Consider the following 24,426-nt stretch of genomic DNA (forward strand, 5'->3'; position numbering starts at 1 on the left):
TTTATAATGCACAAGACAAAAACCGAATATTTTTTTAAAGGTTTATCATTATCTTTGCACTCCGAATTCAGAATTGGAATCACTAAAAAGAATAAGAAACGCATGAAAAAAAGAAGATTTCCGCTTTATGTGCAGATTTTGTTAGGAATGTTACTGGGTATTCTGGCCGGCTTCGTAGCCGTAAGAACCGGGCACGGACAGTTCATTGACCATTGGGTACGCCCCTGGGGACAGATATTCATCAAGCTGCTGCAGGTGATTGCCATTCCGCTGGTGTTCTGTTCTCTGGTGAAGGGAGTGATCAGTCTGAAAGACATTGCGCATCTGTCACGTCTGGGAGGACGGGTGCTGCTGATTTATATCGGAACAACGGTTTTCGCCATCGTATTCGGTCTGTTCATGGCTTTGGTGGTCAGTCCGGGCAAGCTGTGCGACGCCAGTCATCTGTCGGGCATGGAGGGTTTTGTCCAGACAGCCGTAGAGTCGGCCCAGAAAGCTACAGAAGGTAAGGAGCGCGGCCCGCTGGCCTTTTTCGAAGATCTGGTTCCGGAAAACATCATCTCGGCAGCTTCCAGCAACCAGAACATGCTTCAGATTATCTTTTTTGCCATCCTCTTCGGAACGGCCCTGCTTGCCGTCCCTGCCGAAAAGACGCGCGCGGTGCGCTCCTTTATCGACGGACTGAATGAGGTGATGCTGAAGATGGTGGACTTTATCATTCTGGCCGCGCCGGTCGGTGTATTTGCCCTGATGGCCTCCATGGTGGTGAGCAATGCAGGCAATGCGTCGGTGTTCAGCGCTCTGGCCGTATATACGCTCACCGTGGCTGTGGCACTTCTCTGTATGATTTTCCTGTTCTATCCGGCTCTGATCTTTTTCTTCAGCAAGATGTCGCCCAAACGTTTTATCCGTGCCATGTATCCGGTACAGCTGTTGGGCTTCACCACCAGCTCCAGCTCGGCCACACTTCCTTTCAATATGGAAACTCTGGAAAAGAAACTGGGCATTTCGGAAAAGACCGTGTCCTTTGTGCTTCCCGTTGGCGCAACCATCAATATGGACGGAACGAGCTGTTATCAGGCCATTGCCGTGGTATTCATCGCTCAGGTGATGGGCATCCATCTGGACTGGGGCGATTTGCTTTCCATCGTGGCCCTGACTACCATCTCTTCCATCGGTACTCCGGGCATCCCGGGCGGAAGCTATGTCATCCTTACTATGGTGCTCAGCTCGGTAGGTATTCCTTCGGAAGGACTGGCGCTGATTTTAGGAGTGGACCGTCCGCTGGACATGCTCCGTACCTCGGTCAATGTAACCGGCGATGCCACAGTGTCTGTTTTGGTCGATACGCCCGATACGGACAAGGCCTGAAAACATTTCCCCCTATTTTTCATAGAAAAGTGAATGTGCCGCGGCACATTCACTTTTTCTGTATCACAACCATACTGTCTGTCAGCCGGTTTCTTTTCGATGTACTTTGCACCAGAATCCTGTTTTCTCCGGGTTGCAGTTTCACGGCTTTCCAGACAACGGTGGCATAAGCATCGGGCGAAGCCTTTCCCTGTGACTGACCGTTGACAAACAGTTCCACTTCCTTTTGATTGGTGAATACCAGGATATCCCGCTGCGATGCTGTACTCACACGGTTTCTTTTTCCGGCCAGATAAAGCATCGGCTCCGGATTCCAATTGGCTTTATAGAAATAATAGGCATCTTTTTTGGTCTTGCGGTCGAAGGTGACCAGGCCCTTGTCGTTAATACCGTCCCGATCTCCTTCATGACGGTGCGCCGCCCCGAAGTCAAACAGATTCCAAATAAAGCTACCCCAAACAAAAGGACGCTCCTGAATGATCTTCCAGTTGGCCATGTGATAATAGGTCTGCCAGTTCTCCGGATGCCAGTAACTGTTGGGCACGGTCTTCTTCAGACTGTCCTGCTGATGATATATGCTTGCTCCGGCTCCGTATTCGCTGATGGCAATGCGGCACTCGGGATGCTCACGATGTGTGCGGTCCAGAAAAGAAGCCAGGTTATCGGGACTGCCGCCATACCACCCGTCATAACGGTTCCAGGCAATACAATCGGTAATGAAATTCAGATCACCGCTTTGGTTGCTGGCCGCCGTAGTGGGGCGCGACGGGTCTTCCTGATGCGCCAGCCGGTTCAGACTCCGCACATAATCCACCGGATTATCACCGGACTCTTTCAGTTCATTGAACAATCCCCAAAAACAGATGGAAGGATGATTATAGTTCTGACGGATCAATTCCTTGAGTTGCTGTTCGCCATTTTCCCGAAAATCGGCCAGATCCACAAATCCTTTGTCCAGATATCCGCCGGGACCGACAAAAGGAATCTCGGCCCAGGTAACCAGTCCCCACCGGTCTGTCAGTTCATACATCAGTTCGGCCTGCTGATAATGGGCCAGACGCACGGCATTTGCTCCCATGTCCACCATAATCTCAACATCTTCTTCATGATGCTCGGCACGCAGGGCATTGCCTATTTCCGCCCGGTCCTGATGACGGCATACGCCCCGCAGTTTCAAAGGTGCTCCATTCAGAAAGAATCCTTTGTCCGGATCTACATGGAAAAAGCGCAGTCCCAAAGGCTGGATGACGCGGTCGAGCAAACAGTCTCCATCCCATAAGGTAATCTCGGCCTGATAAAGAAACGGATCTTTCCTTCCGTCCCACAGTCTGGGATTCTTCATCGAAAAGTCCAGTTGCGCCCGGCTATCCCGATCGGCTTCCAGCTGCAATTGCTGCTCTTTCCGGCAAACGGTCTTTCCTTCGGCCCTGATCTCGGCACGCACGGTCAACCGACGTGCTTCCCCACGATTGGACAGGCAGACTGCCGCCGACACCTCCGCCTGCTCCCGGCTTACCGCCTTTTGCGTGAGATACACTCCGGGAGATGCGTAATCCGTCAACGAAATGCAGGTCGACCCCGTAACCACAAGATGCACATCCCGATAAATCCCTCCATACATATTGAAATCCCCCACCAGAGGCATGACATCCAGACGCTCGGCATTGCTCACCCGCACCCACAACGTATTCTCTTTGCCGTAAGTAACGCAGTCGGTAATTTCAAACACAAAAGCACTGTAACCGCCTTTATGTTCTCCGAGGCATTTGCCATTCATAAATACGGTTGCCACACTGTTTACCCCCTCAAAGCGCAGAAAGAGGCGCTTGCCTTTCCATTCCGAAGCAATATACAGTTTGCGTTCATAGTTTCCGAGCCCTCTTTTATAATCCAACTTACCGGAAAGAGCATCGGGAGCATTCCAGGTGTGAGGCAAAGAAACCTGAATTTCCGTTCCCCGCTCTACCTGATGCGAAAAGCGGAATTTCCAACCGGAGTCCAACAGATAATCTTGACGCTGCCCGTGCAAGAGCACAGCCATACAGCACGAAAGTAAAAAAAGAAAAAATCTGGATTTCATATTCATTTCTGTTTTTATGGTATTAATTGTTTTCATCATAAGGTTTTATCAAGGCTCAAACATGTACTTCAATCACATCATCCAAACGGGTGGTATAGTTGCGCGAACGGTGTTGTGACTTCATAAAATGACGGTAACCGTCTCCCTGAACGGCAATCTTTATCTTGTCTTCTCCGTTCTTTTTCTTGATTTCTTCCACCGCACGGGCCAAAGCAGCCTGCCGCGCGCGGTCCACGGGATCGAACAATACAGGCTGCACCACCCCGTCATAACGCAAATCCCACACGGTCATTCCGGCTTTCTTATAATAATAGGTACGGTCGTCCGCCCATCCGGCACGCAGCAGTTCCAAGGCCACAGAAATCAATTCCTGCTGGTCGTTCGTCACTACCATCAGTCCCCGGCTCTGACAAATGGTGTGCTGCACGCCCTCATTCTGAAAGCGGCTTGTCGCGGCAAATACGGTAAGCCCTCCGCAACGGCCGCCTGCCTGCCGTAACTTCAGGCTGCATTCAGCAGCGAAATTGGCCACCGCCTCTTCCAGTTCTTCCAAACGGCACAATCCCCGGTCGGAAAAGCTCCGGCTGGTGCAGATACTTTTTTTGTGGTCCATGCTTTTTTCTTCGATACAGGAAAAGCCTTTCAGCTCTTTCCAGGTACGCACTCCCGTCGCCGTCATGACATGCTGCACCCAGGCTTCACTCTTTTGCGTCAGATCCCATGCCGTGCGCACTCCGGCCCGATGCAGTTTTTCCCGATGGCGCCGCCCTACTCCCCACACTTCCTCCACAGGAAGGAGATGCAGGGCACGTACCCGTTTCTCTTCGGTGTCTATCACACAGACATTATGATAAGCCGGATATTTCTTTCCGAAATGGCAGGCCACTTTTGCCAAAGTCTTGGTCGGAGCAACGCCCACCGTCACCGGAATGCCAGTACCACGCAAAAGGGTCATCCGAATCCGGCTGGCATATCCCGCCAGTTCCTCATCGGAAACAAGCCCGTCCAGATTCAGAAAAGCCTCATCGATGGAATATATCAACAAGTCCGATGAAAAGTCTGACAACAGAGTCATCACCCTGCGGCTCATATCGCCATACAAAGTGTAGTTGCTGCTGTAAACAGCCACCCGCTGCAGCTCCAGAAAGTTTTTGACTTGGAACAAAGGGGCGCCCATAGCAATGCCCAACTGTTTGGCCTCGTTACTGCGGGCAATGACACAACCGTCGTTATTGCTCAGCACCACTACCGGTCTGCCCTGCAAGGCCGGATTGAACACCCGCTCGCAGGAAACAAAGAAATTATTACAATCCACCAGTGCGAACATGCGTTCCTCCCTTCCGCCGCAACTGGCATTTTATATTATAACACACCACGCCCCAGATCATAAACGAGGTAGATTCATCGACATGAATGGGAGGATAGTTTTCATTCTCGGGCAGAAGCCAGGCTCCCTGCCCCTGTTCGTCTCTGCGAAAACGCTTCAAGGTAAACTCCCCATCCACAAAAGCCACGACAATATCCCCATCCGTAGCTTCCAGACTCTTGTCGATGACCAACAGATCGCCGTGATCAATGCCGGCATCGCGCATAGAATCGCCATGCACTCGGGCATAAAAAGTTGTAGCCGGATGCGGCACCAGCTCCTTGTTCAAGTCAATGGACTCGGTAAAAGTACCATGCACACTGCTCGGAAAACCGGCGTGCACCTGCTCTCCGGCACAGTCTACGGGCTGCTGGGTCGACACATCGGCCTGATATAATTTCAAAGACATATCTGCTTCTGAATTTATAAAGTTTCTTACACAACAAAGATAAAGCGATTCCGTCACACGGCAAAACCCGATAACACCTTTTAGCGTAGGCCACAGGATATTAAATCGCCGTTTTCCGCTTGTTTTTACGTAATCTTTCGTAAATTTGTGGAAGTATTTACCGATATCGGAAACCGGATATGTTCCGATAATTTCATTTAAATATAATATATGGAAAAAGATAATAAAACCGACAAGATGAGTGCTCCGGAAAACGGAATGTCTCTGGACTACAGTGAAGAACTGATTCAAAAGGATCTGGAAATGGCAGACCGCTACTGCCAGCAACAGGATTTTATGGCGGCCATAGCCTTGTTGACCCAGCTGCTGAAACAGCATCCCACAGCCGATGCCCTGCTTCGCAAAAGAGCCTCGATCTTTTTAGGTCTGGGACTGACGCAGGAAGCGGCCCAGGACCTGGATTCCCTGCAGGAAATGACTCTGGACGACCTGATCACCCGCATCAATCTTTATATCCAGAATCAGGAAACCTCCCAGGCATTTGAGGTGTTGCGGAAGCGCAATGAGGAGAATCCGAACAGTAAGGCGGAATATCTGCTCATCAGTCAGTTACACGCTTCACAAAAAGATTACAAGTCTGCTCTGGATATCCTGCAGAAAGGTATGGACCAGATACCGACATTCCCCGAAGCCTACAAGGAAAGAGGACGAATCCGCATGCTGCTCCATGATTCACAAGGGGCCATGGACGACCTGAAGAAGGCATTGGAACAAGACCCGGGTCTGCTGGATAATCTGAACGGCACACTGAGCAACCAATAAAACTTGCTTATCGAAATAACAAACATAAAACAAACACTCATGAAAAAAATATTGTCGCTGATATTATGGACCACCGCTCCGGGAATGTGCCTGGCCGGTCCGCTAGACCTTTTGGTGAAACGTATTGCCCCGGGAAAAGAGAAACATTTTCAGTTTGTTCTGGAACCCGGAAAAAACAAACGGAATTATTTTGAGGTTTCCACCTACAAGGAACGTATCCGCATCAAGGGAAACTCCTACATCAGTATGGCAAGCGGACTGGACTGGTATCTCAAGAACTACTGCGGTGTGTCTTATGCCAACTGCGACAGTATTCTACCCCTGCCGGATGTGCTGCCCAAGCCTCAAGAGCGCACTTACAAGGAAACCTATATGCAGATTGGCTATACCGGTTATGATGCCGGGCAACGCCTGTTCTGGAACTGGCAGGACTGGGAGAAAGAGATAGACCGCATGGCCCTCAGCGGCATCAATGTATGCCCCGTCTGGACCGGTACGGAAAGCGTGTGGAAGGAGTTTCTCTCCGACTGTAGCCTCGATGAGAAAGCGATATGCCAGTATCTGTTCGGTACGGATCAAGTGCCCGAGGGATGGCTCAAGGGGCAGGAAAACCTGCAAAAGAAGATTATCAGACGCATGCAGAATCTGGGCATCTCGCCTGTTTATCGGGCCTTTACGGGTACGGTTCCCCAGAGCATGACCGAAGGCAAGCCCAACATCATCACCGTGTCGGCCTATACGGCAGAGAATATCAGCCGGAAAGAAACCACAATCAGTGCCGATGATCCGCTGTTTGCCCAGTTGGCAAAAAAATGGTATGGCAGTTATGAAAAGGTCTACGGCACCGCACCGTTTTATTGGGGAAGCACCAGCGGACAGGATTTTCCGTCGGACATCCAGAAATGCCTGCAGAAAAGCAATCCTGAAGCCAACTGGATCATACCGGCCGACAGCTATGTGCAAAAGGGAATCAGCACACAAGGACTGGACCGCCCGAAAGCTCTTTTGCTGTATCCGGAAAGCCATGCGCTCTGGAAAACTCTGGGAGCCACCAAAGAAATTTCCTGGGTATGGGTCTGGAACGAAACGTCTGATGCTCCGGAAACAGCCCTCACCCTGCGTGAAGCCTTGAGCCAGCCGGAACAGGCCAGCAACAATCCGGAAACCGCTTCACAGATTCAGGGTGTCGGAACGCAGACCTCGTGCAGCCAGAACGCCCCGTTGTCTTATTTTCTGATAAGCAACAGAAGATGGCAACCGGAACTCATTTCCATTCGCGAAGAAACCGAACAATACCTGAAGTTACGCTATGCATACAGCGATTCCACAGCCGTAAGCGCTTGGATCCGCCTGTCAGAAGTGGAAAGAGGATATGACCCGGCTCAAAGTTTCCTGTGCCAAAAACCGGCCATGAATCTGCTGGAAGCATCTGCCGAAGACTCTTTGACAGAAGCTGGATACTGTAAGCAAATTTCAGAATCCCTGACCGATTTGCTGACCCTCAAAGAACACTGTGCCGAAAACGCTAACTATCACCGGGATCTGGTGCGCATCACCGCCCTGCTTCTGGAGAAGAAAAGCCAGCAGCTTTACCGGCAGATAGAGAACGATTTCCAGACACGGAATGCCGAGCAGATGGCGACGCACCAGCAGGAATTCCTGAATCTGATTCACCGGGCCGACTCGCTCCGCGCTTTCGTTCCCGATCTATGCTGGGAACACTGGATGGCACACGCCGACCAAAACCAAAAAGGCAAGGAAACGGGAGATATCCTGTGGTACAAATCCCTGCTCCGGAAACAAGAACAAGTCAGTGGAAAAGTGCCTGCCCTGAACGGAATCCTATCTGCATATTGCACCCCGCGCTGGGAACTGTTCTTCAATTGGATGAGCCGGAAACTGCAAGGCAGACAGATTGCCCCCCCGCAATATCAGGGTATGGACGATGCCTGGTATCAGCAGTCCGAGCGCCGTAAGCAGACCAGCGAAACGCCTCAGACATTATATCAAATTATCAGCAGTTGCCTCAATTTATAACTAAAAAGACATCGTTTCTATATAATAATGTAACAACTGACAGGAAACTAAAAAATTCGCAAAAAAAAAGTTCATTTTATTGGCGGTGTATGATTTTTTATATACTTTTGCGTTAAACAAAAACGAACGACTAAATGAAAGAGTTATTTAATACATATTTTTATTTCTTCTTTTACTTTTACTTTAGCAATAAAGTGAAGCGGGAGTTCGTATGTATAAGCCAATAAGAGAACAACAGAATATAAACACATGAATCCCGCTTGCGTGCAAGCGGGATTTTTTTTTAAAACAGAAAACAGGAGATATGAAACGAATAGCGATACAAGGTATCAAAGGATCTTATCACGACATTGCAGCACACAAATTCTTCGAAGGAGAAGACATTGAACTGATATGCTGTGCCACCTTCGAACAGGTTTTCGAAGAACTGCGTCACGACAGTTCTGTCATTGGCATGGCAGCCATCGAGAACACCATTGCGGGCAGCCTGCTGCACAATTACGAACTGCTGCGCGAAAGCGGTGCCACCATCGTGGGTGAACACAAGCAGCGCATCTCACACAGCATCATGTGTCTGCCCGAAGACAACTGGGAAGACATTCAGGAAGTGAACTCGCATCCGGTAGCCCTGATGCAGTGCCGCGATTTCCTGAACCACCATCCCAACATCAAGGTGGTCGAGGTGGAAGACACCGCCGGTGCCGCTGCTGCCATCAGCCAACAGCACAAACGCGGTCACGCCGCCATCTGTTCCAAATTCGCCGCTCCTCTCTACGGCATGAAGATTCTGGAGGAAGGCATCGAAACCAACAAACACAATTTTACTCGTTTCCTTGTATTCTGCAATCCGCAGCGGGCCAATCTGCTCCGCGACATCCGCAAAACCAACAAAGCCAGCATCGTCTTTACCCTGGCCCATGAGGAAGGTTCCCTCTCACAGGTTTTGTCCATTTTCTCTTTCTACAAACTGAACCTTACCAAAATACAGTCTCTGCCCATTATCGGCAAGGAATGGCAGTATATGTTCTACGTGGATCTGGCCTTTACCGACTATACCCGCTATTCACAAAGCATTGATGCCATAACCCCATTAACCCAAGAACTTAAAATATTAGGAGAATATATCGATGGAAAAGAATGTCTATAACACAAATATAAAACCGGCCGACCGTCTGGCCTCTGTCAACGAATATTATTTCTCTAGAAAGGGAAAAGAAGTAGCCCGCATGAATGCCGAGGGCATGAACATCATCAGCCTGGCGATAGGCAGCCCTGATATGCCGCCCTCACCGCAGACCATCGAAACCCTGTGCGAGCAGGCCCGCCGGGATGACGTACACGGATATCAGCCCACAGTGGGTATTCCGGAACTGCGCCGCGCCATGGCCAATTTCTATAAGAAATGGTATGATGTGGAACTGGACCCGCAAACCGAAATCCAGCCGCTCATCGGCTCCAAGGAAGGCATCCTGCATGTCACACTGGCTTTTGTCAATCCGGGCGATCAGGTGCTGGTTCCCAATCCGGGTTATCCCACCTATACTTCTCTGAGCCGCATTCTGGGTGCGGAGATTGTCAACTACGATCTGACTCCCGAGAACGGATGGCAACCGGATTTCGACGCTCTGGAGCGCATGGATCTGAGCCGTGTGAAACTGATGTGGACCAACTATCCCAACATGCCGACCGGCGCCAACGCCCAGATGGAAACCTATCAGAAACTGGTGGACTTTGCCCAGCGCCACAACATCATCGTGGTGAACGACAACCCCTACAGCTTCATTCTGAACCGCGAACACCGGAGTATCCTCCAGATACCGGGCGCCAAGAGCTGCTGCATCGAGTTCAACTCCATGAGCAAGAGCCACAACATGCCAGGCTGGCGCGTGGGTATGCTCTCCACCAACGCCGAGTTCATCCGCTGGATTCTGAAGGTAAAGAGCAATATCGACTCCGGAACTTTCCGTCCGTTGCAGCTGGCAGCCGCCAAGGCTTTGGAGAATGATGCCGAATGGCACGACGAAGCCAACGTGCAGGTATATGCCCGTCGCCGGGCACTGGCCGAAGAGATCATGCGCACGCTGAACTGCTCTTTCGATCCGAACCAGGTGGGCATGTTCCTCTGGGGACGCATTCCGGACAGTTATCAGGACGTGGAAGAACTCACCGAGAAGGTGCTTCACGAAGCGCGTGTCTTCATCACTCCGGGATTCATCTTCGGATCAAACGGAAAGCGCTACATCCGCATTTCTCTCTGTGCCAAGGAAGACAAGATTGCCGAAGCACTGGAGCGTATCAAAAAAGTATTCAAATAATCACAACAACATAAATATAAAATAGTATGGAACTGAACTTAAAACCATTGAATTTACCGGGCTCTGACAACAGACCCTTAGTGATAGCCGGACCTTGCAGTGCCGAAACCGAAGAGCAAGTCATGGAAACTGCCAAAGCATTGGCCAATAAAGGTATCAAGATATTCCGCGCGGGTGTATGGAAACCGCGTACCAAACCGGGAGGCTTCGAAGGTATGGGCGAAGAGGCTCTGCCTTGGTTGCAGCGCGTAAAACAGGAAACCGGTATGCTGATCGGTACCGAGGTGGCCACTCCCAAGCACGTGGAAGCTGCCCTGAATGCCGGACTGGATATGCTGTGGGTAGGCGCACGCACCTCAGCCAACCCGTTTGCCGTGCAGGAGCTGGCAGATTCTCTGAAAGGCGTGGACATTCCTGTGTTCGTGAAGAACCCGGTCAATCCGGACATTGAATTGTGGATCGGTGCTTTGGAGCGTATCAACGGAGCAGGAATCACCCGTCTGGCCGCCATCCACCGAGGCTTCTCCAGCATCGACCAGAAGCTGTACCGCAACGCCCCGATGTGGCACATTCCTATTGAGTTGCACCGTCGCTGCCCGAACCTGCCGATTATCTGCGATCCGAGCCATATCGGCGGTCGCCGCGATCTGATTGCTCCGTTGTCACAGCAGGCTATGGATATGGGATTCGAGGGCCTCATCGTAGAGAGCCACTGCAACCCGGACTGCGCCTGGAGCGATGCCAACCAGCAGGTAATGCCCGACGTGCTGAATTTCATTCTGGACCGTCTGGTGGTGCGTAACACCAAGGAAAGCACCGAAAGCCTGAACATCCTGCGCCAGCAGATTGACGAACTGGACAACCGTCTGATGGAGCTGCTCACCAAGCGTATGCGCATCAGCCGCGAGATTGCCGCCTACAAGAAAGAACACAGCATGGCGGTAGTGCAGACTGCCCGCTACAGCGAGATTCTGGACAAGCGTGCCGCTCAAGGTGTACTCTGCGGCATGGATGCCGACTTCATCAAGAGCATCTACGAGCATATCCACGAAGAGAGTGTACGTCAGCAGATGGAATTTATGAACAAACAGTAAAACAACACAAATAACTTGATCATACGATGAGAATTTTGGTTTTAGGTGCCGGTAAGATGGGCTCGTTTTTTGTAGATTTATTGAGTTTTGAGCATGAAACAGCGGTATATGAAGTAGACCCGAAACGATTGCGCTTCATGTATAACACCCAGCGTTTCACCTCGCTCGATGAGATCGATGCCTTCGATCCGGAACTGGTCATCAATGCCGTAACGTTGAAATACACGCTCGACGTGTTCCGTCAGGTGATTCCACACCTGTCCAAGGACTGCATCATCAGCGACATCTCTTCCGTGAAGACCGGATTCAAGAAATTCTATGAAGAAACCGGTATGCGCTATGTCAGCACCCACCCCATGTTCGGCCCCACATTTGCCAATCTGGGCGCTCTGAGTCAGGAAAATGCCATCATCATCAACGAAGGTGATTATATGGGACGAATTTTCTTCCGCGACTTATATAACCGTCTGGGACTGAACATCTGTGAGTATTCCTTCGAAGGGCACGATGAAACCATGGCCTACTCCCTGAGTATCCCTTTTGTTTCGACTTTTGTGTTTGCGGCAGTCATGAAGCATCAGGATGCTCCGGGTACCACCTTCAAGCGCCACCTGCAGATTGCCCGCGGCGTTTTGGGCGAAGACGACTGTCTGCTGCGCGAAATCCTGTATAATCCGCGCACCAAAGATCAGGTGGAGCAGATCCGTGAGGAACTCAAGGAGCTGATTGACATCATCACTTCGCACGACGAAGAGGCCATGAAGAACTACCTCACCAAGATTCGGGAAAACATCAAATAAAGAATATTTCTTTATGATTGTCCACTCCAAGGGCTGCATCCTTTTATCCGGGGATGCAGCCCTGTTTTTATGGCCTTACCTTCCCTAAGACTGCACATAACGGGAAAGACGGAAAAAAATCATCAGCATCATTTTGCAAAATCATCAAAATGATTTTTTCTTTTTATCAGAATGATTTTTTGCCTTCATTTAGTTTTTGGTTATTTTTGTATGAAGTTATTTTTTCGTCTGATACAAAAACATTATGTTACCGGCTCAAAACTAATGTGACTGGCTCAGGAACTAATGTGACTTCAAAACAGAAATTGCAATCAGCAATATATTAAAGGAAAAATCATCCTAGCAATATAATCCAACATGGCCAAAAGAATCATTCTGATTACCGGAGGCGAACGCTCCGGAAAAAGCTCCTACGCCGAACAGATGGCCCAGCAATACGACCCGAATCCGGTGTATCTGGCCACCGCACGTATCTGGGACGAGGAGTTCCGTCTGCGGGTCCGGATGCACCAGCAGCGACGGGGCGCACACTGGATAAACATAGAAGAACCGATGGAACTGTCGCGCCACCATCTTGCCGGTCATACGGTGCTGGTGGACTGTCTGACCCTATGGGCCACCAATTTTTTCTTTCGGGCTTCGACTGATGAAATAGATGAAGAAGTGGAAGATGCCCAGAAAGCCAGACAGGGACAGGAAACCGTAAAACAGGTTTTACAGGAACTGAAGGAAGAGTTCGACCGCCTGACTCAACAGGACGCCACCTTTCTGTTCGTCACCAACGAAATCGGCAGCGGAGGCATCTCCCCGAACCCGATACAGCGCCGGTTTACCGACCTATTGGGCTGGCTGAACCAATATGTGGCCCAAAAGGCCGACGAAGTGATCCTGATGGTCAGCGGCATCCCCGTTAAAATAAAATGAACATGAACACCTATTCTATTATTCCACCGGATTCCCGTTTGAAAGAACGGATACAGCAACAGATTGACAACCTGAACAAACCGTTAGGCGCTTTGGGGCGACTGGAAGAAATCGCCCTGCAAATCTGTCTGATCCAACAGACTTGTCACCCCACACTGCAACACCCTTGCCACGTGCTGTTTGCAGCCGACCACGGTATTGAACGCGAAGGCGTGAGTGCCTCTCCGCGGGAAATCACCTGGCAGCAGATGATTAACTTTACCCGAGGAGGCGGAGGAGTCAATATGTTCTGCCGTCAGCATGGTTTTGAACTGCATCTGGTGGACGTGGGCGTAGATTACGACCTGAGCGATTTTCCAAAAATCATCGACCGGAAAATAGCACGGGGCACACGCAACTTCCTGCACGAAGCGGCCATGAGTGAAGAAGAAATGGAACGCGCCTTGCAAACGGGCACAGAAATGACGGACCGCTGCCGGAAAAACGGCTGCAACATCATCTGCTTTGGCGAGATGGGTATCGGAAACACTTCTCCCTCAGCCATCTGGCTGCATCTGTTGGGAGAGCATCCGCTGGAGGAGTGTATCGGATGCGGCTCCGGCCTGAATCCGGAAGGAGTGTCTCATAAATATAAGGTATTAAGTGCTGCCGTAGACCGTTTCCGGCAAAAATATCCCGCTCCTACCCCGGAAGAAATCATCCGATATTTCGGAGGTTTTGAAATGGTTGCCACAGTAGGAGCCATGCTTCGTGCAGCAGAACTGGGTATGATCATTCTGGTGGACGGCTTTATCATGTCGGCCTGTATGCTGGCAGCCTGCCGCCTTTATCCGGCCACACGGGAATATGCCCTTTTCGGTCACGAAGGAGAAGAGCGCGGTCATCGTCTGCTGCTGGCCGACCTGCATGCCCACGGACTGCTGCAGCTGGGTTTCCGGCTTGGCGAAGGAACCGGCGCCCTTTGTGCCTATCCGATTATCGAGTCGGCAGTACGCATGATGAATGAAATGAATACATTTGACGAATCACACATCACCAAATATTTTTAATGATGACACAGCCGCAATCTACCGTTTCCGACCGGATATGGGCCGCCCTGATGTTCTTCACCCGACTGCCGTTTTGGAAGATCCGGAAAGACGTGCCTCAGGAGGCTTTTCGCCATGTCGTAGAATACTGGACGCTGAGCGGATGGCTCACGGGCGGCACTCTGGCTGCCTCCTACTGGTTAAGTGCCCGGATTTTTCCCACCGCCATAGCCCTGCTGATAGCCCTTGCCGCACGACTGCTGCTCACCGGAGCGCTTCATGAAGACGGACTGGCCGACTTCATGGACGGGTTTGGCGGCGGACACAGCCGGGAGCGCATTCTTGCCATTATGAAGGATTCGCACATCGGTACCTTCGGAGTGCTGGGACTTCTCCTCTATCTGGCCCTTCTCTATACCACCTGGCTGCATCTGCCGCCCCAATATCTGCCGTTTTATCTGTTTGCGGGCGATTTGTATGCCAAAGCATGCAGTTCCTTCATCATCTGCCGACTGCCATACGCACGGCGTTCGGAAGAGGCAAAAATCGGAACGACCTATGTCCGTCCGCACGGCCGGGGCATCCTGTCCTATCTGTTACGGCCTCTGGTTCAGCTCTTTCCGGTCTACCTGTGGAGCACTTTCTGTCCGCAGCAGTTACTGACAATATGGCCCTGGCTGACACCTCTGCTCTGTGTAGGGCTCCTGATCCGATACCTTCGCCAGCGGATTCAGGGATATACGGGCGACTGTTGCGGTGCGGTTTTTCTGCTCACCGAGCTGTCGTTTCATCTAACTCTTTTAGCATTTATTCATTCCACAGTCCTTTAACTTTTCACGCCACATGCATCATTCACTGACAATCAACAATAACGCTCCTTTTTCCTTTGAGGCCTTTCATCAGGCTTTGGGTATGGAACTGCAACTGGTCTTCACTTCCGATTTCAATCAGGCCACCTATTATTATTTCACGCAAAAAGATTCCGTAACCCTGTTCTGCCTGATCGACAACCGGCAGGGAGCGCTGGAGCTGTGCATGGATGCGTTGGCTTCATACAGTGACTACAGACTGTTTCCCTATCTGGCCGACACACTTCATCATTTCGTAAACGGCGGCCGACTGATGCTTTCCTCGGAAAACGGGGACTCTCAAACTGTATATGAACGCTACAATGAAGATTGGATGGAAGAAAGCATCGGCGAAGAAATTGCCCTGCTGAAATCGGTTCTTTCAGTTGCCCCACGCTATTACCTCACCATGCCCTGCCAGGAATATGAGTGCGTGACGCTGCCTCTCCTGCAATCGGTAGGCGTAACCCTCTACTCTTCCACCCCGCGCATCTATGGTTATGTGCAATATCTGTTACAACGCAGCCGGCTCCCTCAAGCCACGGAAGAGGAAATCCGTCAGGATCAGGCTCTCAATGAACAGGAACTGGAAGCTGACGTGCCGCAGCATCGCTCCATCGGGCGGGTAAAATCCTGGCAGACTGACGGTAGCGAAACCTGGGAAAGTTATGCCCAGGAGGATGTTGCTCTGTTGCTGCAAATCGGAAAAGAATACCAAAACGGAAAGTCTATCGACGGAGTGGTACTGAATGATCTGGGCACTCTCTATCAGGAGGGTATCGGTGTAGAAGCCGACGGCCCCACAGCCGCGTATTGGTTTCGCGAAGCCATCCGGCAGGGCGACCGTCTCTATGCCCCGAGTAATTTGGGCGATCTCTATCGCAAGGGGGCGCCCCACCTGCCCGCCTCGCTCCCTATGGCCTTCGATGCCTACCACCTTTCCATCGATCCTTATGCAGCCTATCGCATCGGTCAGGCTTACGAAGAAGGCTGGACCGGAAGTCCGGACTTGGAAAAGGCTATGGAATGGTATGAAAAAGCAGCTGCGCAGAAACATCATCTGGCGCTGAAAAGGCTGAACCGAAGAGAAAGATAAAAACAAAACTTGTATATTAATCCTGCATAGCACATGCATCTTTCAACAAGTTTATCATCTCGTCCTCATGCTCTTCACATTGATTCATGATCCAACTCTCATTAGAGTTATTTCGGATAATATCACCCATAATACGAAGTTTTAAGCTTCCTTTCTTGATCATCTTCTCATAAGATTGCATCTTTGACTTAGGTGAAAGATTGGAAAACTTTGAATTTACACTTCTGGAAATAATGCACAAGTTTCCAAACGTATCCTTATTATCCCAAGAATCAAATGAACCATCTGATGGATTTTGCGGATACCAATGCTCTACAGAATTACGGAATTCAAAATCAAAATCGCCATACTTGTTCTTATCACTTTTCCATAACAAATAATCCAAGAAGTTAAATACGATATGAGGGGTTTGAACACCTAGTTTATAATTGCCTCCATTCAAGAAATTCTCTAGTGTTGCTTGTGCTGCTATAGATACTGCTACATCTATCAGTTTAGGATTTTGATTATCATCATTATTAAACAGCCACAAAATGAGTTCCGTTATCCAGTGCATGACTTTAGGTGAAGTATATGACACACGGAGCGCGGATTGAATCATTAGGCATTCTTTATTTCGAGGAGCATATGTTCTCTCCCACTCATTACTATAATTTAATTTTGTATTAGAATAATATGCTTTCTTTTTGGAACCTTGACCTGAAGTAAACAATTCTTTCAGACTCCATTCGCCCTCATTATCTTCGCCAGTATACTCACGCTTAATAATGAATCTATCGAAAAGATATCGAGTTTGGAGTAAATGAATAATAAACATTTGAGCAAAAACCTCCTTATCGATAGAATTTCCGTTTATTTTTCCCTGATCGACTACGTTCTTAAAATCTGAAATCAGTTTTTTATCATCCAGCAGATCACCCAAAGGCTTTTCCAAAGAAACTTCATTTAATTCTACAAACACTCTGAGAGTATGAAGCAAAAAATAAGGAAAATCTATGATGCTGTCAAAACGAACGTGTATGTTATTGTCAAGCATGCCATCAATGTCATCTATCTTAAATTTACTACTTACAATTTCCGCAATAGTAGCACCTTTGTCTGATTCTTCTGTCACACAGAAACATTGCTGATAGTCTGCCCATTCGTCGGCAGGCCAATCATTCCACTCATTTCCAAAAATTTTCTCTCGATAAAAAGGTGAGAAATGCATCTGGACATAACCGGTCATATCACTACAGGCATTCCATATTTTTGAAAAGAACTCTTGTTCACCCCTATCGTTAAGACACCCCATAAGTTGAGCTTTCAGTATATCATGCTGTTCCAATTGCTCTCCACGGGTATTCATGATTTCAAAATAACGATTCAGGTCTGTATGTTCAGGTACTTCTATTCTATAGAGAATAACATGTCCTAAACAGGAAACAAAATTATCAATATTCAGTGTAGTATCTTTTTCGAACTTTTGACGGATTACCTTAATACCATTCAAAATAGACAATTCGATAGAATTTTCATCTTCAATCTGACCTGCCAATATTTTCTGGATATGAGAAAGTGTATAGTTTGAATTTGAACGACAGTCAAAAGAAAGAGTCTGCCCAACTTCTTCTTTCAAAGCTCCCACATAAACTAAATACTGCAACAGAAGAAATAAAGTAGTAAGACGTTGTTGCCCATCGACAACTTCATAAGTTTCAAACTTACCTTTTACTTTGGAAACAACAAGTGATCCGATATAATAATTCTCTGATGCATTAATATCATTAATATCATCTATCAACTGCTCAATTTCCTTATCTTCCCAAGCATAAGCACGTTGGTAGCGCGGAATAACGTAATGAGCATCCGTATTAAAGATGACTTGCTCGCCTAAAATTTTTAACTCTTCTACCATATTAAATATTGTATCCGTTTAATATACAAAGTTCATTATATAAATATTCCCAATTATCATTTGCAGCATGATTATCTGCTCTTAAATTAAGCCTCATACCTGAAATTTCAGTATGCCTACGAGCATAGGCTATCATGGATATTACAGGTTTAGCATTGCTGTATTTGCCATTGTCCCCTAAACCAATAGCATATCGGTTTATCGTATCAAAACCTAAATGAACCATGTCTATTCTAATCATCATTGCCCAAGTAAACAACTTTTTTACTGCCATTACATCAAAATTATGGAAACGATCATAATAGCATAATAAAGCGCAAAAAAACAAATTACGAGCATAATTAAGTCCTGTGGATGATGACTTACAAGCTTTATCAAATTCTACCACAGAATTAAAATCCTTACCATCGGTCAATATCTGCCTTATACTACTAAAATTCGGATTTGTTATAATTTCCTCTTTAATATTATGCAACATTTGCATATAATGATCTACCATTTCAAAAAATCACCTCCCGAGATGAAAGGCTCTGTAAGTAAAAAATAAGGCATAGCTTTGTTTGCCCGATGAGCGTATGTGTACCCAGTTTTCTCTTCAATACCCTTATAAATATCTATATCTGCTGTAGTAAAATTACCACTTTTCCGACATTTTGCCCAATTCCACAATGGAAACAAATAAAGATCAAACAATTCTCGAATAGCTTTTGGATTCTTTGATTCCCATTTTACTACCGCATGCTGCATCTCATATTTATCATGAATTTCTCTCAGATGGTAAGCTTTAAGTAAATCATGTGGATATAAAGCACGACCACGTGTATTTTGAGAATCAAACAATTGAAACGCTTCGCTGATTTTGTTTACAGTAATAACAACCACTTCCAAAATATTCTTCAAAGCATATTCAAAAAGTCTCTTTACCTCTTCATCAACAGAAGAAAACCATTCGCTTATTGTTTGATAATTATCATGAATATTCCTTTGGGTAACTTTGCTTGAAAATTTTGTATTCAACAATGTACAGGTAAAACCTGATTGCAAATACAGAGTCAATAAGAGCAACGATAGAATACGTTGTTGTCCATCCACAACTTCATATTCATCATTTTCATTCTTGTGAAGTATAATTGTGCCAATACGATATTTAAAATTTACATATCTTCTGCTTTCTTCTATACTCTTTTGTATATCAAGAATAAGATCAGTTATATTTTTGTCTGTCCATTTATACGGACGCTGATAATCTGGTATTATTAAGTTCGCAGCTAATAACCTATCAATAGACCATATCTGTGGAACGTTATTTTTCAAACTCATAGTAGTAAAAATTAAAATCAGAAATTCCCCTATCAATACATCAAATTTATCAACCCATTCCTTTGTACGAAAGAATAGTTTAATCTAAATCACAATACTCTGTCTAAATTATTGTAACCACATAGCCAAAAGAAAATCCCCAAACAATCAGACTTCTACCAGACTGTCGTTTGGGAATTTCTTTTTAGTATTTGTTCCATGAGCTCATTTCATCCAGTCTCTTTCGGGCTTTCGGACGTATTTCTCCGGCAGGATAGCCCAAGAGAATCAACAAGGGGATACGCCGATTGCCCACGTGCAGCAATTTATTCACTTCCTTTTCGTTGAACCAACCCAGAATGCAGGTTCCCAATCCCATAGAGGCAGCTTGCAGGCAAAAATGCTCGGTAGCGATGCCTACATCCAGCAAAGAATACTCCTTGTCCTTGATAACGCTTCCTATACGGGCCGTAAAGTTCATTTTTTCCATAACAACAGCCACAATGACCGGAGCCTCATCGGCAAACTTATTCATTCCCATACTGGCGGCAGCCCGTGCCACCTTGCCTTTCAGTTCGGGCTCGTCAATGACCACAAACTTCCACGGCTGTGAATTGCAAGCCGAAGGAGCCATCCGTGCGGCCTCCAGACAGCCTACAACCAGCTCCTTACTCACCGGAGTAGGCTCAAAGCGCCGGTCGCTTTGTCTTCTTTTTACTAAATCTAAAAAATCCATAGTATTTTGCTTTATATAAAGTTAGAAATCGGATCTGATTGTGCGCAACAGGAAATCCAGATTATCCTGCAAAAGCTGCTTGCCACGCTCTTCGCTGATTTCGGAATACAAGGCAGCGTCGGGCAACAGATTCTCCTGAACCAGGCAACGTACCATCTCGGGAGATGAGAAATGAGGGTCGAACAAAACCCTTACCGCATAGGCTCCCGCCTCGGCCGGCAGATAATAAGGATTATCCTTATGCTTGATGCAGCAGGCTCCTCCCGGCAACACCAAAAGACCGGTCTCGGGAGAAACAAATACCACAATATTCTTCTCCTCGTCGTGCTTCTCTCCGTCGTTCAGGATAGAGCTGGCCTGAGTTTCTTCTTTCAGATGTTCATCCATCCAGAGCTTCATCGTATTATAGTCTTCGAAGAACAGGAACGGACTCTGACCGTTCAGTTCCATCACTTTTTGGGTGATCTGTTCATTCTGTGTCCGGATTCTGAGTTTCTGCTCCTTGAATTTTGTAAATTTAGCATCTCCCGGAAGCCAGCTCACACCGCCATTCGGATACCACTTGCCCTTGTACTGAACAATCGATCCAAGCATCACCTTCTGACGGGATACCATCTTCGGATCTACCTGAAGCATGTCTGCCAGTTCCAGTTCAAAACGCTGTTGCTGCCAGTCTTCCAAAAGAAGTTTCTGCTCGTCACACTCCACAATCAGATAAGGCTGCAACTCCTTGGCTTCCATTTTCGAAACGGCCTCTTCCTCTTCCTTCATGCCCCACTGCTCCAACATACGGCTGATCCATACCTGAGGCTTCAAGGACAGAGGACCGGTCTTTTCATAGACACCCAGAAAAGATTCCACCATATATTCGATGACAGACAGAGGCTGCCCCTCGCCAACGATATGTTTTACAAAATTCAGCACCCGGCTGCGATGCTGGGCCGTGAAATAATAAAACAGATAAGACATGCAGCAGACCTGAACCATCAGGGTTTTCAGATTATAGAAATCCTTATACAGTACCGGCTTCTGCATGGCCTCAAGCAATTCGGAATTTATGGGCAGCTGCTCGAAATCTTCATCAAAGGTCAGAAAAAGCTCGTGGGCCAGTTTCTGCATGTAAGAGTTCTCGGGATTGACAATCATTCCGTTGTTTCTCTTTTGGAAAGTCATCCAAATCAGAAAGCATACATCGGCTTCGTTGACTTCATCAATATAGTAGTTGTCTTCACGGGTTTCGTAGAACGGCAGAAAACGGCCATACATACGCTGATGCTCCAGAACAAACGAACGCCATACTCCCAAACCGCTCACCACATCTTCCAGATAATAAGTCAGAGTGAGGGCAATCTCGGTCATGTCGTCGGGAGAAAGCTTGCGCTCAAAATCAGCCTTCCGGATTTTATCTCTTATCTTTCGGGCATACTTTACATAAAAGGCATCGGTTGGACAAAGCAGCGGAAGCAGATGCGCTTCGCGCCAGTATTCCATATTGATCAAATCTTTTCTCATCTTTCTGTTCTTTCCAAAATATCTAAATATATTATTTTCATTTTCAAAGATACAAAAAGAAACAGAACCTATATCTACCCGCTGAAAAAAATAATCAAAATCCTTCCCTCGGGATAGAACAGATATGCGGCTTTTTCCTAACTTTGCATAGAACACAAAATTTATTAGGAACACTCTATGGAAGAACTGAATCTGGCCACTCCGGCATTACTTTTCTCGGCCATCTCGCTGATTATGCTGGCCTATACCAACCGTTTCCTGTCGTACGCCCAACTGATACGTACTCTCAAGGAACAGTATATGAAGCAACATTCTGACGTGACTGCCGCACAGATCAGCAATCTGCGCAAACGTCTTTATCTGACCCGCAGCATGCAGATAACCGGTATCAGCAGCCTGTTGCTCTGTGTGGTGAGCATGTTTCTCATCTATGTGGGAATGCACCTGCTCTCCATTTATGTATTCGGAATGGCTCTTTTACTGCTTATCATTTCGCTGGGTCTTTCAGTATGGGAAATCCACATTTCGGTTCAGGCTCTTGACATTCACCTGAAGGATATGGAGAATTCATGAAATTCTTCTGGCTTCATATCACCGGAAAGAACATGATCAGACTGCTGCTTCTGGTTTTTCTGATCGTGTGCCCCTTCGTGTGCTATAGCCAGACACCCACCACCTCGATAGACTCGCTGCTCAAACAGCTTTACAGAGTGGCTCCCGTCTACAAGGACACCATTCAGGAATATAAAGCCAATATGTATGTACGCGCCCTTCTGAATATTGACAAGAAGAATCTGCTGTTCCGCTATCTACCTCAGGTGCTGCGCAGCGAAAAAGGCATCACGCAGTATATGCTGGAAACATACCGGGACATTCATTATACATATCCGTCCATCTATGACCAGAAGATCCGTTATATCAACGGCACACTGCGCGACCACAAAAACATACCGGGAGTGATCAACTACTTCAACATAAACATATACGAGCCTTATCTGGTCGGAGACGCGCTTCTGTCTCCGCTCGCTCCCAAAAGCACACGGCATTACAATTACCGCCTGGACTCTATCACGACGGACACTCTGAGCCGTTTCCTATATCACGTGTCTTTTATCCCCAAAAACAAAAGTTATCAACTGGTAAAGGGACAGATGGTCATCAACGACAGTTCATGGAGCGTGCGCCGCATTGTCTTTGAAGGACGCTCGGATCTGTTGCAGTTCAAATGCCACATAGACATGGGAAAACCGGGAACAAAAACAGAATATCTCCCGGAGAGCTATGACATAGAGGCATCGTATGCACTGGCCTGGAACAAACTGAGAGGAAGGTATCGAGCTCACCTGAACTATCGGGACATCACCACCGAAAAGAAAAAGAAACCGGACTACAACCTTTCGGCAAACTTTACACTCACCTGCGATCCTTCGGCCTACGAACGGAGCGAGCAGGCATTTGACAGCCTGCGTTCCATCCCCCTGGAATCTTACGAACAGGTAATCTACAAAGACTATCAGGAACGGCAGGCCAAAAAGGATACTGTCAAACAGAAAGAAAAAAGAAGCGACAAGGTATGGAAGTATCTGGGGAATATCTTCATTGAGGACTACCAATGGAATGCGGAACAATTCGGCTCCTTCCGTTGTACACCTTTTATGAACCCTCTGCTGTTCAGCTACAGCAAAGGCAACGGACTGGCCTACCGCCAGGATCTGCGTTACAGAAACCAGTTCCGGAACGCTCAGTCCATAGACTTCCGCGCCCGTCTGGGTTACAACTTCACCCGCAAGGAGTTCTACTGGCAACTGACTTCCAATTATAATTATGCCCCGATGCGCAATGGAAATCTGGAGTTCAGCGTAGGTAACGGAAACCGTATCTACAGCAGTGATGTGCTGGAAGACATTCAGAATATGGCGGATACGACCATCAATTTTGATTTTCTGAACCTGAATTACTTTACGGACCTGAACATTCAGGTAAAAAACAAAATAGAACTGTTCAATGGCTTTGACCTGATTACCGGTGTGACCATGCACCGGCGTACCCCGATCAAACCTCCTGTGTTTACTCCCGAAGGTGTTTTCCACATTCAGGGACAAAACAATGCCAGTAATGAGATTATCGGCATCATCCGTAAACAATATGTCAGCTTTGCCCCGAACATACGCATCGAATGGACACCGGGAATGTATTATTACATCAGTAACCGCAAAAAGATACGGTTGTCTTCACGCTACCCGACCTTCATTCTCGATTATGAACGCGGACTGAACAAGGTATTCGGAAGCACCGGTGTGTATGAACGAATAGAAGCGGAGATACAGCACACCGTACGTCTTGGAGTGCGTAGCAAACTGAGCTACCGGATTGGCGGCGGCGGATTTACCAACCAACGCGAAACTTATTTCGTGGATTTTGCCAACTTGCGTGACAACACGCTGCCCGAGGGGTGGACCGACGACATTGGAGGAAGATTTCAGAATCTGGACAGCCGGTGGTACAATGCTTCGAGCTATTACTTCCGGTTTAATACCGCTTTCGAGGCTCCTTTTATGCTGGTGAGCCATATCGGAAAATACACCGGACACATCCGTAACGAACGCATCTATCTGAATTTCCTGACCATGCGTAACCTGCCAGCCCATATAGAACTGGGTTATGGCATCAGCACCTTTATCTTCGACACCGGACTGTTCTTGTCCTATAATCAGTCGTCGGGATTCGGATTCGGATATAAATTTACCTTTGAACTTTTCAACTGATCCAATCAATCTGTATCTACAAAAACT

21 protein-coding genes are annotated in these 24,426 nt (G+C 47.7%); 13 read left to right on the forward strand and 8 right to left on the reverse strand.

The genetic code is table 11. The annotated features are described in order from the left end of the window. Window positions 1-102: 102 nt before the first annotated feature. The gene (locus tag DXA74_RS01995) at window positions 103-1,371 is read left to right on the forward strand and encodes a dicarboxylate/amino acid:cation symporter (RefSeq protein WP_118525273.1); all 1,269 of its coding nucleotides are present in this window, start codon (window positions 103-105) and stop codon (window positions 1,369-1,371) included. A 49-nt stretch (window positions 1,372-1,420) separates the two neighbouring features. On the opposite strand, the gene DXA74_RS02000 is transcribed toward DXA74_RS01995, so the two are convergent. Genes DXA74_RS02000 through DXA74_RS02010 form a run of 3 tightly spaced genes read right to left on the reverse strand, consistent with a single transcriptional unit; the run spans window position 1,421 to window position 5,226 of the window. Continuing rightward, window positions 1,421-3,451 (reverse strand): glycoside hydrolase family 2 TIM barrel-domain containing protein, encoded by a 2,031-nt coding sequence (locus tag DXA74_RS02000; RefSeq protein ID WP_118525274.1) that lies wholly within the window; start codon window positions 3,449-3,451, stop codon window positions 1,421-1,423. Between the two features lie 55 nt (window positions 3,452-3,506). Beyond that, on the reverse strand, window positions 3,507-4,778 hold the full coding sequence (locus DXA74_RS02005; protein WP_118525159.1) for a Y-family DNA polymerase: 1,272 nt from the start codon (window positions 4,776-4,778) through the stop codon (window positions 3,507-3,509). Next, window positions 4,756-5,226 (reverse strand): LexA family transcriptional regulator, encoded by a 471-nt coding sequence (locus DXA74_RS02010; protein ID WP_118525160.1) that lies wholly within the window; start codon window positions 5,224-5,226, stop codon window positions 4,756-4,758. Before DXA74_RS02010 ends, DXA74_RS02005 begins: the two co-directional genes overlap by 23 nt. A 210-nt stretch (window positions 5,227-5,436) precedes the next feature. On the opposite strand from DXA74_RS02010, the gene DXA74_RS02015 reads away from it, so the two are divergent. From DXA74_RS02015 to DXA74_RS02060, 10 genes are all read left to right on the forward strand, one after another. Further along, entirely contained in the window at window positions 5,437-6,048 is a 612-nt protein-coding gene (locus tag DXA74_RS02015; protein WP_118525161.1) for a lipopolysaccharide assembly protein LapB, read from the forward strand. Between the two features lie 39 nt (window positions 6,049-6,087). Continuing rightward, a complete protein-coding gene (locus tag DXA74_RS02020; protein WP_118525162.1) occupies window positions 6,088-8,085 on the forward strand; it encodes an alpha-N-acetylglucosaminidase TIM-barrel domain-containing protein in 1,998 nt (665 codons plus the stop codon). A 304-nt stretch (window positions 8,086-8,389) separates the two neighbouring features. Further along, window positions 8,390-9,232, forward strand: a complete 843-nt coding sequence (locus DXA74_RS02025) for a prephenate dehydratase (RefSeq protein WP_118525163.1) — start codon at window positions 8,390-8,392, stop codon at window positions 9,230-9,232. After that, complete coding sequence (locus DXA74_RS02030) at window positions 9,213-10,400, forward strand: pyridoxal phosphate-dependent aminotransferase (RefSeq protein WP_118525164.1); 1,188 nt, start codon at window positions 9,213-9,215, stop codon at window positions 10,398-10,400. Before DXA74_RS02025 ends, DXA74_RS02030 begins: the two co-directional genes overlap by 20 nt. Before the next feature lie 26 nt (window positions 10,401-10,426). Next, window positions 10,427-11,494: a bifunctional 3-deoxy-7-phosphoheptulonate synthase/chorismate mutase type II gene (locus DXA74_RS02035; RefSeq protein WP_118525165.1), complete on the forward strand. Its 1,068-nt coding sequence runs from the start codon at window positions 10,427-10,429 to the stop codon at window positions 11,492-11,494. 26 nt (window positions 11,495-11,520) lie between these two features. Continuing rightward, window positions 11,521-12,294 carry a prephenate dehydrogenase/arogenate dehydrogenase family protein gene (locus tag DXA74_RS02040; protein ID WP_118525166.1) on the forward strand — a complete coding sequence of 258 codons (774 nt, stop codon included), beginning with the start codon at window positions 11,521-11,523 and terminating at the stop codon, window positions 12,292-12,294. A 357-nt stretch (window positions 12,295-12,651) separates the two neighbouring features. Continuing rightward, a complete protein-coding gene (gene cobU, locus DXA74_RS02045; protein ID WP_118525167.1) occupies window positions 12,652-13,218 on the forward strand; it encodes a bifunctional adenosylcobinamide kinase/adenosylcobinamide-phosphate guanylyltransferase in 567 nt (188 codons plus the stop codon). A 2-nt stretch (window positions 13,219-13,220) separates the two neighbouring features. Next, the gene (gene cobT / locus DXA74_RS02050; protein WP_199666058.1) at window positions 13,221-14,267 is read left to right on the forward strand and encodes a nicotinate-nucleotide--dimethylbenzimidazole phosphoribosyltransferase; all 1,047 of its coding nucleotides are present in this window, start codon (window positions 13,221-13,223) and stop codon (window positions 14,265-14,267) included. Further along, complete coding sequence (locus tag DXA74_RS02055; protein ID WP_370448480.1) at window positions 14,267-15,076, forward strand: adenosylcobinamide-GDP ribazoletransferase; 810 nt, start codon at window positions 14,267-14,269, stop codon at window positions 15,074-15,076. Before cobT ends, DXA74_RS02055 begins: the two co-directional genes overlap by 1 nt. Window positions 15,077-15,089: 13 nt before the next feature. After that, the gene (locus DXA74_RS02060) at window positions 15,090-16,190 is read left to right on the forward strand and encodes a tetratricopeptide repeat protein (protein ID WP_233550416.1); all 1,101 of its coding nucleotides are present in this window, start codon (window positions 15,090-15,092) and stop codon (window positions 16,188-16,190) included. A 16-nt stretch (window positions 16,191-16,206) separates the two neighbouring features. Here the strand turns inward: DXA74_RS02060 and DXA74_RS02065 are convergent, their stop codons facing one another. From DXA74_RS02065 to DXA74_RS02080, 5 genes are all read right to left on the reverse strand, one after another. Next, window positions 16,207-18,087, reverse strand: a complete 1,881-nt coding sequence (locus DXA74_RS02065; RefSeq protein ID WP_118525169.1) for a DUF262 domain-containing protein — start codon at window positions 18,085-18,087, stop codon at window positions 16,207-16,209. A 1-nt stretch (window position 18,088) separates the two neighbouring features. Then, the gene (locus tag DXA74_RS16520; RefSeq protein WP_233550417.1) at window positions 18,089-18,586 is read right to left on the reverse strand and encodes a hypothetical protein; all 498 of its coding nucleotides are present in this window, start codon (window positions 18,584-18,586) and stop codon (window positions 18,089-18,091) included. Then, on the reverse strand, window positions 18,580-19,407 hold the full coding sequence (locus DXA74_RS16525) for a DUF262 domain-containing protein (RefSeq protein WP_233550418.1): 828 nt from the start codon (window positions 19,405-19,407) through the stop codon (window positions 18,580-18,582). Before DXA74_RS16525 ends, DXA74_RS16520 begins: the two co-directional genes overlap by 7 nt. Window positions 19,408-19,591: 184 nt before the next feature. After that, entirely contained in the window at window positions 19,592-20,122 is a 531-nt protein-coding gene (locus tag DXA74_RS02075; RefSeq protein WP_118525170.1) for a nitroreductase family protein, read from the reverse strand. Window positions 20,123-20,143: 21 nt separating this feature from the next. Next, window positions 20,144-21,634, reverse strand: coding sequence for a DUF3843 family protein (locus DXA74_RS02080; protein WP_118525171.1), 1,491 nt, complete (start codon window positions 21,632-21,634; stop codon window positions 20,144-20,146). Between the two features lie 177 nt (window positions 21,635-21,811). Between DXA74_RS02080 and DXA74_RS02085 the strand changes: the two genes are divergently transcribed. Further along, window positions 21,812-22,207 (forward strand): DUF2721 domain-containing protein, encoded by a 396-nt coding sequence (locus DXA74_RS02085; RefSeq protein ID WP_118525172.1) that lies wholly within the window; start codon window positions 21,812-21,814, stop codon window positions 22,205-22,207. After that, window positions 22,204-24,399 carry a DUF5686 family protein gene (locus DXA74_RS02090; RefSeq protein WP_233550419.1) on the forward strand — a complete coding sequence of 732 codons (2,196 nt, stop codon included), beginning with the start codon at window positions 22,204-22,206 and terminating at the stop codon, window positions 24,397-24,399. Before DXA74_RS02085 ends, DXA74_RS02090 begins: the two co-directional genes overlap by 4 nt. The last annotated feature ends 27 nt before the right edge of the window (window positions 24,400-24,426 follow it).

Source organism: Bacteroides sp. OF04-15BH (assembly GCF_003477995.1).
Lineage (GTDB): Bacteria > Bacteroidota > Bacteroidia > Bacteroidales > Bacteroidaceae > Paraprevotella.